Below are 13,296 nucleotides of genomic sequence, written 5' to 3'. Positions count from 1 at the left end.
CGCGTTTTATTCAATGTGGTAAATGCTGTTAATACTTTTATAAAGGTTTGGTGCAAAATTTATAAACACAGGTGAGTTTTGTATTTCATCAACGTTTATGTGCATTAATGTTTGCTGGCTTAGTATGATCACTATATTTTTGTATTCGTTAAACTCTATTATCCCTAAGCACTTAAAATGTTGCCTTAAAAGTACTAAAAGCATTTGCAGCTCTTGGCCAGTTTGTGGGTTTAAATTAATGATTACTTGCGTATTTTGCTCACTGCAGCTATTTATATTTTGCCAAAAGCTATCGCTGGTTAAAAAAGGCTGGTGATATTCACCACTAAAAATATCGATAGTGATTACGTTAAAGTGATCAGTGCATTGGGTAATATATTGCTCGGCGCATTGTAAATAGGTGCTGTGCTTAATTGGTAACTTAAAGTGCTGGGCAGCAATTAAGGCAATGCTTGGGTTTATTTCTACCGTGTTAAATGTATTGATGGTGTTTATGTAAGGCGTATTACTTTGTAAGTGATACATAATTCGCTCAAACCCTGCAGTGCCCAAGCCTAAATTTAATATATTTAGTGTATCTACCGGTTTAAGTAAAAATAACATCATACACTGGTTTACAGGTACTATTACTTGCTCAGGGTGTATAAGGTTCATAACGCCCTGAATTGTAATGTCTTCATTGGTTTTTTGTGCAAGCGTTAACCACCGGTATTCTTTATTTTGATACACGCATACGGGGCCGTATGCACTTTGCTGCGACTCAATAAGGTTACTTTTAACTGTATCTTCTTTTAGCTGACGCATAACTTAAACTATTAATATATAAACAATGACAGTGTGCCACGAAAAACATATTTTTTAATAGATTATTGTGTAACAAGGTTTGTAATTTAACCTCAAAATATAATATTGTATTAGCAATTAATTAGTTAGACGTTATTCAAGGATTGAAAATGAGAACATTTATTTGCGCTGTTCATTTTGTGTGTGCTCAGTGGATGAAAAAATTAGACTCAAGAAATAAAAATACGGCCATAAATGCTGCAGCATTGTTAGCTATGATATCTACTGTATATAGTTTTCTTTTAGCTATGACGTTTGACATTCACTACTTAGATAAAATAATCAGTACTTTTAAGCAAAACCCTTTACTTATTGGTGCTCTATTTTACGCAATCGTAATTGGAATTGTGTTTTTAATTTTGGGTGATTTTAACGGTTATAGAAGTAGAGTTAGATCTTGTATAAATAAAGGGAGCTTTAAAAAATATATTTTAGGAATAAAGCTGTGGATGTTTGGGTTAATTCCTATGACCGGTATTATGTTGATTGTACGACTCAATTAACTCTCTAAGTATTACTATAACTGCGCTTTAGCGTGCTCCTTTCTACATCTACCTCAAATGTATTGCCATAAAATCTTAGTTAAGTAATGGTTACACCATAATAATTAGGAGCTAATAGATGCTTAAAACACCTTTAAAAATCACAACAACGTTACTCAAATTTACTGCAATTGCAGGCGCTTGCTCACTTGCATTATCAGCACATGGTGAAACGCAATTACAATATACCGACCAACAAAAGTTACACGATATAGCAAGTGAAGTGTCGGCTACCCGTATCGGTAGTGACATTCAAACGCTGGTGGATTTTGGTACTCGCCATACGCTTTCAGAGACTAAATCGGATACGCGAGGTATTGGTGCGGCTAGGCGTTGGATAAAAAAAGAATTTGAAAAAATATCTGTGCAGTGTGGTGGTTGTCTGGAAATTATTGAAGTAAAGGACACTATATCGGGCGAAAAACGCATTCCTAATCCTGTTGAAGTGGTTAACATAGTGGCTATTCAACGTGGGTCGAGCGAGCCGAATCGCATGGTGATGATGTCGGGTGATATAGATTCACGTGTAAGTGATGTTATGGACTTTACGAGTGATTCACCGGGTGCTAACGATAATGCATCGGGCGTGGCAGGAGTAATAGAAGCAGCTCGTGTTTTAAGTAAATACAAATTTAATGGTTCGGTAGTTTACGCGGCGCTTTCGGGCGAAGAGCAAGGTTTGTTTGGCGGTAAAATATTAACGGCTTATGCACAAAAGCATAACTGGCAAGTTCATGGCGTTTTAAACAACGATATGATTGGCAATATTACCGGTATTAATGGGGTAACTAATAACACGACTGCACGTATATTTTCAGAAGGTACCCGTGTTGTAGAAACAAAAGAGCAAGCTAATACTCGGCGCTTTACAGGTGGTGAAGTTGATTCTGCGAGTCGTAATTTAGCTCGCTACATAGATACTATTGCTGACAGATACATTCCTAATTTAGATACAATGCTTGTATATCGATTAGATAGATTTGGTCGTGGTGGGCATCATCGCCCATTTAATGATGCAGGTTTTGCAGCAGTGCGTATTATGGAAACTAACGAGCACTACGATCGTCAGCATCAAGATTTACGCACTGAAAATGGTGTTGAGTATGGTGATACCATTGAAGGTGTTGATTTTGATTATACGGCTAAGTTAACTTCACTTAATGCGGTAACGATGGCGTCTATGGCGTGGGCACCCGCACCGCCAAAAGAAGTTAAAATAAAGGGCGCTGTTACAGCTGATACGTCGTTTTCATGGCAACAAAGCAGTGATGAAAATATTGCTGGCTATAAAATTTATTGGCGTTACACGAGCGAGCCGCAATGGCAGTTTAGTAAATACGTTGGTAAGGTTTCACAGTACACACTTAAAAACGTAGTGATTGATAATTATTACTTTGGTGTAGCCTCTGTTAGTAAAGACGGTATTGAGTCTCCAGTAGTTTTTCCGGGTGATGTAGGTTCGTTTGATCACAATATAAAATAATAGTTTGGCTAAAAACACAGCAAACAGAGCGCTTTAAGGTGCAAACGACCTTTTTATACTTGCACCTTATTTACTAAGCCCTTAGAGTGTTAAAAAAGAAGTAAAAGGTTATTAAAAATGCAACAACAAGAAAAAAAGCCGTTAACAGCAAAAGAGCAAGTTATAACTGATGAGCAAAGAATGCAGTGGCAACGCGAATGTTTTCAAGCAGCGCAAAAACATTTAGCCGAAAAGGGCATTATGCCAAAATCAGTAGTTGATAAAGACAGCCGATTTTTAGCACCACTTTGTGCAATGTGGAAATTTAAAGCCCAAAACGGTAAAACATATTGGGTAGTAACAGGGCGCTTACCTACAGATCATGCTGAAGTAAGTGCAGCTACAGATGCTCGCGATGCAATGCGTTATTTTTCTTTGCAGTGGCAATTAAAAGCGGATCAAATTATGAGTACAGGCGCGCGTGATAAAACGCAGGTAGATTTTGCTAACTTACTTATAAATAGAGCACATGGCTTGTACGAAATGTATGATAATGAACCGCTGTGGGCAAATGAACCAAAGTAACTACAGTTTGGGTTAAGTAACAATGTAGAGGGTGATAGCTTATTTATAGCCCTTTTCTTTATCTAATGGACAAGTGTGAAGGGGGTTGTATTAAACGCCGAAACAGAGCATTGCATACGTTGCCTAGGAATTCCCGCCTCCATAAAAACATTTCCTTGCTGAATAAAGCCATTTCGCTTAAAACGCTCTACCTCATTTAAAATACAATTAATGCTTACTTCTTCTATACCTTGGTTGGAAGCTAATTCAACAATAAAGTTAAGAAGCGATTTATATACTTTGCGATTACGGTGCTCGGGTAATACCGCTATTCTGCCGATTAAGCCATCTGTACACAGCCGACCTGTTGCAATAGGGCAGTTTGCATCGTCTGTAACAAGTACATGTAATGCAATTTTATCTAGGCTATCAAATTCGATGTGCTTGGGGATATGTAACTCGTAAACAAAAACTCGCTCTCGAATTTTTTGTAGCATATCTTTTTTTATATCCCATTCAACCTTATCAACCAGATAGCCCATTGCAAACTCCTATTGATAGCCAATTAAAATGAGTAAGCAATCACAGCAAAATTATTTAAGCCAATATCAGGTGAAAATTAAAATTTTTAACTAACCTGTATACATAATATTTTACGCTGCAAAATGCTCACCATTATTAATAAAATTGGTATTATTACTCTTGGTCTATATTAAACCAAAGCCCCTCATTAACAAGTGTAGTAAAAGTTTGAGTAAAAACTAAACTTGGGTTTGTTAAATTTAATGCTGAACTTTCAAATTCAGTATTATCGGTAAGTAGTTTTACCGCCGCTAAGTCAGTTAATGGCATAGCGTAATTTTCACCGTTTACACTTAATAACACTTCGGTATCGAGCTGCTGATAAATAGCACGCGTGCCACCTAAACGCTCAAACACAGTTTCTTCATCACTTAAATCATCGCTTATTTGCTCAGGTGTAAATGGAGGTTCTACTGGTGCTAAATCCATTTCATGTTTGGGCTGACTAAGCGTTGAGCCTAACCATTGTTTAAATAAATCGTCATTTTCTAAAAGTGCCGCCATCAGTGTTTTAACTTTATCAACTTCAAGGTTTGTAAGTTCACCTTTTGATTTTCTTAGTGTGATGTTGTGATCGGTATAACGTTTTTGTCCGCTTTCGGTATCAATAATATGATCGGCAAAGCTCGACAATAAATCTTGTTGATTTGGCGCTCTAAAACCAACTGAATAATTTAGTGCGTTTTCTACAGCGTAACCTTCGTGAGGGCACCCTGGTGGAATATACAAAATATCGCCAGGTTCTAATATGCAATCAATTACGGCTTCAAAAGGTTCAACTTGCAGTAACTTTTTATTTTGAGCAAACTGTTTAAGTGTTGGATCGGGCAGGCCTACACGCCAATGACGTTTACCTTCGCCTTGAATAATAAATACGTCATATTGGTCTAAATGTGGGCCAACACCACCATTAGGCGTTGAATAGCTGATCATTAAATCATCTATGCGCCAGTTTGGAATAAACCTAAATGGCTCTAGTAGTTGTGCAGCTTCGCTATGCCAGTGATCAACTGCTTGCACGAGCAATGTAGAATGATCGTCTGTTAACTGCTCAAAGTCTTCAAATGGACCTTGGTGCGTTTGCCAGTCATTTTTATGATTGGTGATAATACGTGACTCTATGCTTTCTTCCATTGCTAGGCCGGCAAGTTCATTAGCATCAAGCGGGTCTTGAAAATTAGCAAAACCCTGTTTGATTAAAAGCGGCTTTTTTTGCCAAAAATGGCTTAAAAACTCTTGCTCAGACAAATTATTTATTTTTAATTGATACATACATTATGCCTACTAGTTAGTGCAATGGGGTTAAAACAAAAAAAGCGAAAGGATGATCCTTTCGCTTTTTAAAAGAGCAATTTAGTTTTTAAACTAAATCATCAATAAACTCAACAGCACGACCAATGTAATTAGCAGGTGTTAGTTTTTTCATTTCTACTTTAGCGTGCTCTGGAAGGTCTAAACCATCGATGAAGTCAGCCATTATTTCTTTGTTTACACGTTTACCGCGTGTTAAATCTTTAAGTTTTTCGTATGGCTTTTCAATACCATATTTACGCATAACTGTTTGAATCGGCTCGGCTAGCAATTCCCAGTTTTGATCAAGCTCGTCAGCTAAACGTTGCTCGTTTACTTCAAGCTTGCTTACACCTTTAAGTGTTGATTGGTATGCAATAATTGCATAACCCATACCTACACCTAGGTTACGTAATACCGTTGAATCGGTAAGGTCACGCTGCCAGCGAGAAACGGGTAATTTTTGTGCAAGATGAGCAAAAATAGCATTTGCTAAGCCTAAGTTGCCTTCTGAGTTTTCAAAATCAATTGGGTTAACTTTATGTGGCATTGTTGATGAGCCAATTTCGCCAGCAATTGTTTTTTGCTTAAAGTGATTAAGGGCAATGTAACCCCACATGTCACGGTCGAAATCTAACAATATAGTGTTAAAACGTGCAATTGCGTCAAATAATTCTGCAATATAGTCATGCGGTTCAATTTGTGTAGTAAATGGGTTTAGTGTTAAGCCTAAACTTGATACAAATTTATCTGCATGTGTATGCCAGTCGTAATCTGGGTATGCGCTAAGGTGAGCGTTGTAGTTACCAACAGCACCATTAACTTTACCTAGCATCTCTACTTGTGCAATTTGCCCGCGTTGACGCTTTAAGCGCATATATACGTTAGCAAACTCTTTACCCATAGTTGATGGTGTAGCAGGTTGTCCGTGCGTACGAGTCATCATTGGGATTGTTTTGTATTCAATTGCTTTAGCTTTAATTGCGCTTAAAAGTTCATCGCAATAAGGAAGTAAAACATTTTTACGCGCTTCGCTTAGCATTAAACCATGAGATAGATTGTTAATATCTTCTGAAGTACAAGCAAAGTGAATAAATTCGTTTATTGCATGAAGCTCACTGTTATCGGCGACTTTTTCTTTTAGTAGGTATTCAACCGCTTTAACATCGTGATTTGTAGTGCGTTCTATATCTTTAACGCGTTGTGCATCAGCTTCACTGAAGTTATCTACAATGGCGTTTAGAAGTGCATTAGCTTCTTCGCTAAATGCAGGTACTTCTTTAATATCGCTTGCTGCAGCTAACGCTTGCAACCAACGCACTTCAACAATTACGCGGTATTTGATTAAGCCAAATTCGCTGAAAATACTGCGTAGTTCAGTGGTTTTGCTGCCGTAGCGACCATCCACTGGAGAGATAGCCGTTAACGCTGAAAGCTCCATAATAACTCCTAAATTTTAGTTTGAACGATAGTTAAATTTTTGTTTTAGCAATGGCGAGTATTTTTCTTTTTGCAAAGAAAAAGTGACGGCGTTTGCCGCCCATTTGACGCCATAACACTGCACTTCTAATGCCGGCTAATAATAATGCACGGATTTTATTTTGAGTGAGCTGCTGTTTTAGTAACTCGGGTTTACCATAAACCTGTATTCGGTGCCCAAGGGGGCTCAGCACCGACGAGTATATATCTGCTAAACCGGCGACAACGCTCTCGTCGGTAATAGCAAAATGATCTAAACGACGATGAATATCATCTATTCGTTTACCTAATTCGTTTAAGCTTTTGTCGTTTGCGCTCAGTGCGCGCTCAAGTTGCATTAAACCACCTACGTATTTAACTATTTCAACATCTTTTTGAGCGCCAGCAGTAAGCTGTGCCATTAATGTTTTATAGCCATCACGTAAGTTGTCAGTGCCTTGATAAACATCTTCTGGCGATGCCGGAGATGTTTGGATAATACTCGAAAGTAAGATTTCTAAATCATGTTCGTTATTGTTACCGTATTGGGCAATTTTTTGAACTTGTTTAGCAGCTTGGCACATGGCGGCAAGCGCCATGACTTGGTGTTCATTCATTACTTAATCACCGAATCGATAATACCGCCACCTAAACAGATATCTTCTGCGTAAAATACGGCAGATTGACCAGGCGTCACTGCTTTTTGTGGCTCGTCGAACAATACGCGGGCCATGCCGTCTTCACCTACAAGTAAAGTACAGCTTAAGTCTTCTTGGCGGTAACGTGTTTTTACTGTGCAGCGAGTTGTGCCTTTAGGACCAATTCGGTCTACCCAATGCAGTTGATTAGCGTTAAGACCGTTGCTGTATAGACGAGGGTGATCTTTACCTTGGCCTACAATAAGTACGTTACGTTCTAAGTCTTTATCAACAACATACCATGGCTCACCAGAGCCTTCTTTCATACCGCCAATTAACAAGCCTTTGCGTTGTCCAAGCGTATGGTACATTAAGCCTTCGTGCTCACCTACGTTGTTACCGTCAGTGTCTTCGATAACACCTAGCTGTGCTGGTAAGAACTTTTGTAAAAAGTCTTTAAATTTACGCTCACCGATAAAGCAAATGCCAGTGCTATCTTTTTTATCGTGAGTGATTAGGTCTTGCTCTTCTGCTATGCGGCGTACTTCAGGTTTTTCGATATCACCTACAGGGAATAAAGTTTGGCTGAGGTGCTCGTGGCTTAGCGTATATAAAAAGTAGCTTTGGTCTTTATTGTTATCAAGCCCGCGACACATTACGTATTTGTCATCGCGAAGCTCACGGCGAACATAGTGGCCCGTTGCAATAAAGTCTGCGCCTAGCGCTTGAGCTGCAAATTCTAAAAAAGCTTTAAATTTAATTTCTTTGTTACACATTATATCTGGGTTAGGTGTACGGCCTGCTTTGTACTCTGCTAAAAAGTACTCAAATACGTTGTCCCAGTATTCTGCTGCAAAGTTAACAGTGTGAAGCTCAATGCCTAATTTGTCGCACACTGCTTGCGCATCTTTTAAGTCATCAGCTGCAGCACAGTATTCATCATTGTCATCTTCTTCCCAGTTCTTCATAAACAGGCCTTCTACTTGGTAGCCCTGTTGTTGTAATAAATACGCAGATACAGAAGAATCAACACCGCCGGACATGCCAACAATGACTTTAATGTGACTATTTTCGCTCATGAATAATTTCGCTTATACAGATTGCTGTTAACTTGGAAAGGCCGCGATTATAGCATGTATTTTGTTTGTGCTTAAAGAGACTAAGGGCGCAAAGAGGGGAATTAGTCAGTATTTTATTTATATAACAAATAGCAAACTAGACTTAAGCGCGTTATCAGGCTGTAACTTTAGTAATATTAAAGTGATCTTTACTAATAAATTAAAACTGTAGAATAATTCATGTAGTTATTGAGTTTTATTAATAGTATTTTCTTTTAAAACTACTAGAGTAAATATACACTTAATAAAATAAAAATAGTGGTGAGTATATGAATGTAAACCACTTTAAGTCGCTTGATATATAGTCAATGGAATGAATATATGAATTACGTCTATCAAATAAATAAGATAAATTCTTTAGTTGAACACTACACAAACGAATCTGATTTTGTGGATAGTGAATTACTCTCCAGTAAAACGACAGAGTTTAAAAAGTCAGCCTATCACCTTTTTTATGAGTTAATAAAACTCAAAAACCCTCACATTTTCCAAGAACCAAATCATGTACATGAGTTATTTAGCTTAATTAAGGGCTCAACCGCTAAAAAGAACATTGAGCTAAAGGTGCTTGAGCACGTAGAACACTGGTGGCTTGAATGGTATTTTGCTTTAGAAATGGACGAAAAGCTTAGTATTGAAAAAAGTGATATGCCAATGAGTTACTTACCTCAAAGTACACTCAACCCTATGCGCAAACATGAGATAAGTCATTACGCTAGGTTATTTACCGTTTTGCCAATGCCGGTATGTAATGTGTGTGCCAAAACGGGCGATATTTTAAAAGTTAATCAACGCTTTGTAGATGTTTTTGGTTATACAGTAGAGGATGTACCTAATCTTAAATCGTGGTGGGAAAAAGCGTATCCAGATCCGCAGTACAGAGCACTTGTAAAAGATCTGTGGCAAGACTCGCTTGAAAAGGCGCTGAATAATAATAATGATATACCCGCAAATAACTATCGAGTGTCTTGTCGTGATGGCACACAAGTGATGATGGAAATTTCAGGGATTGATATAGGTGAAGAGTTTTTAGCTGTTTTTAATGATGCTACAGAGCGTTTAGAAGCAGAGGATATACTTAGGGATATGGCCTTTTTGGATGCATTAACCAAAATTGCAAATAGGCGTCGGTTTGATGAAAAACTAACGCATGAGTACGAACGAGCAAAAGAATGCAAAGGCATGCTATCGATGATTATTATCGATATTGACCATTTTAAACAATTTAATGACCGGTATGGGCATGTAGCGGGCGATAGGTGCTTATATGATGTGGCCCAAACAATTGCTTCAACGGTTAGTCGCCCAGAAGATTTTGTTGCTCGCTATGGGGGAGAGGAATTTGTTGTTTTATTACCTCAAACCGATAGGCAAGGGGCATTGTTTATAGCTGAGCAAATACAAAAATCTGTAGAGAACTTAGCTATTGCACACCAGGATAGCTTTACAGGGTTTTTATCTATAAGTATGGGTATTAATACAATAAACGACTATACAACGGACGATAAAGTCAGCTTTGTGAAAGCAGCCGACAGTGCCCTGTATTATGCTAAAAAACAAGGGCGGAATTGCATAGCGTTAAGTTCGGTTTAATTATTTACAGTTATGTTTATCGCATAAATTAAAACAAGCTTTGATAGCGACTAGTTGTAAATAGTTTCAAGGCTCAACATTGGGCGCATTAGACTGTCGTTAATGCATTTTATTACCAGGGGACTTCTAAGCGGTAATGACTTGATTTGCTCAAACGTATACCAATTGGCGCTGATTATATCGGTATCTATTGGCACTGGAGTTTGTATGTTATCGAGCGCTTCAAATAAAAAGCAGAACCGTAAATAGTGTACTCCATTTTCGGCATGCAAATTATACACACCTAAAAAGCCGACTGGCTCAAGCGCTAAGCCTGTTTCTTCAAGTAATTCTCTGCTTGCGGCTTGTGCAAGAGTTTCGTTTTGTTCTAAATGACCAGCAGGTTGATTGTAGCAAACCTGCTGTGTAAATTTATCGCGCTCTTTGACGAGCAAAAACTCATTTTGCTTTTTTACTATTGCCGCAACTGTTACATGCGGTTTATGCATCAACTACGCCCTTAATTACTTTGTATTCACCACAATTAATATCATCCAACGTATAGTTGCCAATGCTATAGCGAATAAGGCGAAGTGTAGGGTGGCCAATATGTGCGGTCATTCGACGAACTTGTCTATTTTTACCTTCGTTAATGGTGATACTTAGCCACGTAGTTGGGATTGCTTTTCGCTCGCGTACAGGGGGATTACGCGCCCAAATTGTAGGCTCATCTATTATTTTAACGTTAGCAGGGAGTGTTAGCCCGTCTTTAAGTTTTACGCCATTGCATAAATCGTTAATTGATTCACTTGTTGGTTCACCTTCAACTTGTGCCCAGTAGGTTTTATTGGTTTTTTTATCAGGTGCAGTTAAGGTGTTTTGTAATTTACCGCAGTTTGTTAAAAGCAATAAACCTTCACTGTCTCTGTCTAATCTTCCTGCTGCGTAAACTTCTTTAATAGGGATAAACTCCGCAAGCGTTTGTCTGTCGGCGTCATCTGTAAATTGGCATAGCACATCAAATGGTTTGTTGAATAATACAATTTTTCTGTCTTTAGATGCTATTTGTGGCTTTATTTCTCTTTTACCAGAAGGTGTTTTGTTAAGTGCACTGCGTGAATAAGTGCGCCCTGTACTTCTTTTTGGCTTGGATTCAGTTACTTGATTATTGCCTGATTTAGATCTCATTATATGCACCTAGCTGGTTTTGGTAATCCGGCGATTTTTGTTGCTTGCTTAGCAGGGCCTTTAGGAAATAATTTATACAAATAAAGGCTGTTTCCTTTGTCTTCACCGAGTGCTTTAGCCATTGCTTTTACAAGCATTCTAATGGCTGGGCTGGTGTTATACTCAATGTAAAAATCACGAACAAAGTTAATGACTTCCCAGTGTTGTTCACTAAGTGTAATGTTTTCTTGGATAGCAATTACAGGTGCAAGCTCCTTTGACCACAAAGTATGATCAAGCAAGTAGCCTTGTTTGTCGGTTTCAATCTGTTGGTTGTTAAATTCAAGCATGAGTTACCACGTAATTGATTGATTAGTTGATAAAGTAAGTGCTACAAAGTCTTCATAGCTAATGGCTTTATCGTTATCTGTTAATTTTATTGCACGTACTTGCGCGTCTTGTTCAAGTATTAACAGTGTATCTGCAAATTGCCTAAATTGTTTTTTTGCAAAGCAGGCATCACCAACAAGTAGCACGTTATCGTCTGATAAAATTAAGTTCTCTAGCTGATTTGCCGAATAATAGTTAAGCGGCTTAGAAAAAATATGTAATGTACTCATAAATTCACCACATGTTGCTGCGCTTTAATTAATGTTTGTTGTTGGCTAAAGTTGAGTGCTTTTGCCTCTATGAGCAAATCATGTTTATTTAAACCATAATCAAGCAATGACTTTTCACACACGTAGATGTTTTCAACATCATAAATTTCGAGTGTTTTAATGTTTTTAAAAAAATCTTTTAATCCAATATTGTTTGGTTGTTGATGCTTTTTTAAAGCCAAAACGGCGGGGCCGCTAAACAACCAACTCACATTTTGGTCAACGGCAGCAAATATCAATGTCATATCAAGTGCATCACGAATATTTAAATCGTCAAATGGACTGCACTGACTCATTACTAATACGTTTATCATTTAAATTGCACCCATTTATCAGCGTCGCTTGCAAGCATTGCAAATTCAGCTAGCCCTGCGACTGCAAATACACCTGTGTTTTTAATATCTAACCCGCGTTTTTCAGCGGCGGTAACACACAGCATTAAATTTAGTTTTTGATCAGCGAGTTGCTGCCAAAGTGCTGAAATTTGTAGTTCGTCTGAGGATAAATCAAAGTGGGTAGATGCATGATAAATACCTTGCTGGTATAAAAAAATAGCATCAATGGTGTGCCCTTGGGCTAAACATGCATTCGCAAACTTAACTAATCTTTGCGTGGTATCGTGATCGGATGGTGGTGTATGTAATGAAAGAACAAAACGTGACAAAACAATTCCAATAAAAAAGCCCCAATTAAGGGGCTATTTTAACAGAACTATTTAATTAGTCATCACTTGCGCCAAGTAGAGCAAGTAAAGACGTAAATAAGTTATATACGCTTAGGTATAAAGACACTGTTGCGCGAATGTAGTTGGTTTCGCCGCCATTAATGATTCGGCTTGTATCGAATAAAATCAAACCAGACATGATCAATACAACTGCCGCATTAAGCACCATAAACATCAGCGAACTGCCAACAAAAATATTAACAATACTAGCTACAATCACAACTATTAAGCCAACCGTTAAAAAGCCACCCATGAATGAGAAGTCTTTTTTAGTGTTCAGTGCATAAGCAGATAAACCAAAAAAGATAAGCGCCGTAGAACCTAACGCTTGCATAATAAGCATTGGGCCATTAGGCATTGCAGCATAATGGTTAAGCAATGGACCTAAGCCTGCCCCCATTAAACCTGTGAAAGCAAACACCCAAAATACACCAGATGCTGTATCTGCTTTTTTATTTACAACAAATAATAAACCGAACGAAACAAGTGTAAATACAATTCCCATAAAGTAAGGCAATTGTAGTGCCATTGAAATACCGGCTGTCACTGCACTGAATGCAAGTGTCATAGCTAGTAAAAAGTAGGTGTTTTTAAGTACCTTGTTTGTTTCAATGGTAGACATTACCGGTTTCGCGGTATTGTACGATTGATTAAACGCCATTGTAGAGCTCCTTTAA

At 38.0% G+C, this 13,296-nt stretch carries 17 protein-coding genes; 4 read left to right on the top strand and 13 right to left on the bottom strand.

The annotated features are described in order from the left end of the window. Positions 1 to 6: 6 nt before the first annotated feature. Positions 7 to 804, bottom strand: a complete 798-nt coding sequence (locus tag I6F45_RS01015; protein WP_165727857.1) for a hypothetical protein — start codon at positions 802 to 804, stop codon at positions 7 to 9. A gap of 149 nt (positions 805 to 953) precedes the next feature. Here I6F45_RS01015 and I6F45_RS01010 point away from each other — a divergent pair, with 149 nt between their 5' ends. The 3 genes from I6F45_RS01010 to I6F45_RS01000 all read left to right on the top strand — a co-directional run bounded on the left by I6F45_RS01010 (position 954) and on the right by I6F45_RS01000 (position 3,432). Beyond that, positions 954 to 1,346, top strand: a complete 393-nt coding sequence (locus tag I6F45_RS01010) for a hypothetical protein (RefSeq protein ID WP_024589167.1) — start codon at positions 954 to 956, stop codon at positions 1,344 to 1,346. Positions 1,347 to 1,464: 118 nt separating this feature from the next. Continuing rightward, on the top strand, positions 1,465 to 2,868 hold the full coding sequence (locus I6F45_RS01005) for a M28 family peptidase (RefSeq protein WP_197119325.1): 1,404 nt from the start codon (positions 1,465 to 1,467) through the stop codon (positions 2,866 to 2,868). 117 nt (positions 2,869 to 2,985) lie between these two features. Next, positions 2,986 to 3,432, top strand: coding sequence for a DUF4826 family protein (locus I6F45_RS01000; RefSeq protein ID WP_007580192.1), 447 nt, complete (start codon positions 2,986 to 2,988; stop codon positions 3,430 to 3,432). A 62-nt stretch (positions 3,433 to 3,494) separates the two neighbouring features. Here the strand turns inward: I6F45_RS01000 and I6F45_RS00995 are convergent, their stop codons facing one another. The 5 genes from I6F45_RS00995 to mnmA all read right to left on the bottom strand — a co-directional run bounded on the left by I6F45_RS00995 (position 3,495) and on the right by mnmA (position 8,458). Continuing rightward, positions 3,495 to 3,953: a GNAT family N-acetyltransferase gene (locus I6F45_RS00995; RefSeq protein ID WP_010552647.1), complete on the bottom strand. Its 459-nt coding sequence runs from the start codon at positions 3,951 to 3,953 to the stop codon at positions 3,495 to 3,497. Positions 3,954 to 4,107: 154 nt separating this feature from the next. Continuing rightward, on the bottom strand, positions 4,108 to 5,265 hold the full coding sequence (locus I6F45_RS00990; RefSeq protein ID WP_197159446.1) for a ribosomal protein uL16 3-hydroxylase: 1,158 nt from the start codon (positions 5,263 to 5,265) through the stop codon (positions 4,108 to 4,110). A gap of 88 nt (positions 5,266 to 5,353) precedes the next feature. Beyond that, positions 5,354 to 6,724 carry an adenylosuccinate lyase gene (purB, locus tag I6F45_RS00985; RefSeq protein ID WP_024589170.1) on the bottom strand — a complete coding sequence of 457 codons (1,371 nt, stop codon included), beginning with the start codon at positions 6,722 to 6,724 and terminating at the stop codon, positions 5,354 to 5,356. Between the two features lie 31 nt (positions 6,725 to 6,755). Further along, complete coding sequence (gene hflD / locus I6F45_RS00980) at positions 6,756 to 7,358, bottom strand: high frequency lysogenization protein HflD (RefSeq protein WP_024589171.1); 603 nt, start codon at positions 7,356 to 7,358, stop codon at positions 6,756 to 6,758. Beyond that, complete coding sequence (gene mnmA / locus I6F45_RS00975) at positions 7,358 to 8,458, bottom strand: tRNA 2-thiouridine(34) synthase MnmA (RefSeq protein ID WP_197159445.1); 1,101 nt, start codon at positions 8,456 to 8,458, stop codon at positions 7,358 to 7,360. Before mnmA ends, hflD begins: the two co-directional genes overlap by 1 nt. A 360-nt stretch (positions 8,459 to 8,818) precedes the next feature. On the opposite strand from mnmA, the gene I6F45_RS00970 reads away from it, so the two are divergent. Continuing rightward, a complete protein-coding gene (locus tag I6F45_RS00970; protein WP_197159444.1) occupies positions 8,819 to 10,090 on the top strand; it encodes a sensor domain-containing diguanylate cyclase in 1,272 nt (423 codons plus the stop codon). A 50-nt stretch (positions 10,091 to 10,140) separates the two neighbouring features. On the opposite strand, the gene I6F45_RS00965 is transcribed toward I6F45_RS00970, so the two are convergent. Genes I6F45_RS00965 through I6F45_RS00935 form a run of 7 tightly spaced genes read right to left on the bottom strand, consistent with a single transcriptional unit; the run spans position 10,141 to position 13,280 of the window. Then, the gene (locus tag I6F45_RS00965; RefSeq protein ID WP_165727862.1) at positions 10,141 to 10,578 is read right to left on the bottom strand and encodes an NUDIX domain-containing protein; all 438 of its coding nucleotides are present in this window, start codon (positions 10,576 to 10,578) and stop codon (positions 10,141 to 10,143) included. Next, complete coding sequence (locus I6F45_RS00960; RefSeq protein WP_165727863.1) at positions 10,571 to 11,257, bottom strand: pseudouridine synthase; 687 nt, start codon at positions 11,255 to 11,257, stop codon at positions 10,571 to 10,573. The genes I6F45_RS00965 and I6F45_RS00960 overlap by 8 nt, the downstream gene beginning before the upstream one ends. Next, a complete protein-coding gene (locus tag I6F45_RS00955; protein WP_165727864.1) occupies positions 11,257 to 11,586 on the bottom strand; it encodes a TusE/DsrC/DsvC family sulfur relay protein in 330 nt (109 codons plus the stop codon). Before I6F45_RS00955 ends, I6F45_RS00960 begins: the two co-directional genes overlap by 1 nt. 3 nt (positions 11,587 to 11,589) lie before the next feature. Beyond that, a complete protein-coding gene (locus I6F45_RS00950) occupies positions 11,590 to 11,856 on the bottom strand; it encodes a DsrH/TusB family sulfur metabolism protein (RefSeq protein WP_007580209.1) in 267 nt (88 codons plus the stop codon). Next, the gene (gene tusC, locus I6F45_RS00945) at positions 11,853 to 12,209 is read right to left on the bottom strand and encodes a sulfurtransferase complex subunit TusC (RefSeq protein ID WP_007580210.1); all 357 of its coding nucleotides are present in this window, start codon (positions 12,207 to 12,209) and stop codon (positions 11,853 to 11,855) included. Before tusC ends, I6F45_RS00950 begins: the two co-directional genes overlap by 4 nt. Further along, positions 12,206 to 12,559 carry a sulfurtransferase complex subunit TusD gene (gene tusD / locus I6F45_RS00940; protein ID WP_165727865.1) on the bottom strand — a complete coding sequence of 118 codons (354 nt, stop codon included), beginning with the start codon at positions 12,557 to 12,559 and terminating at the stop codon, positions 12,206 to 12,208. The genes tusC and tusD overlap by 4 nt, the downstream gene beginning before the upstream one ends. A gap of 55 nt (positions 12,560 to 12,614) precedes the next feature. Further along, positions 12,615 to 13,280, bottom strand: coding sequence for a Bax inhibitor-1/YccA family protein (locus I6F45_RS00935; protein ID WP_007580214.1), 666 nt, complete (start codon positions 13,278 to 13,280; stop codon positions 12,615 to 12,617). Positions 13,281 to 13,296 lie beyond the last annotated feature (16 nt).

This window comes from Pseudoalteromonas sp. SWYJZ19 (genome assembly GCF_015864375.1).
GTDB lineage: Bacteria > Pseudomonadota > Gammaproteobacteria > Enterobacterales > Alteromonadaceae > Pseudoalteromonas > Pseudoalteromonas arctica.
Note: the sequence above shows the minus strand (reverse complement) of the source record. Positions and strands in the feature narration are given on the sequence as shown.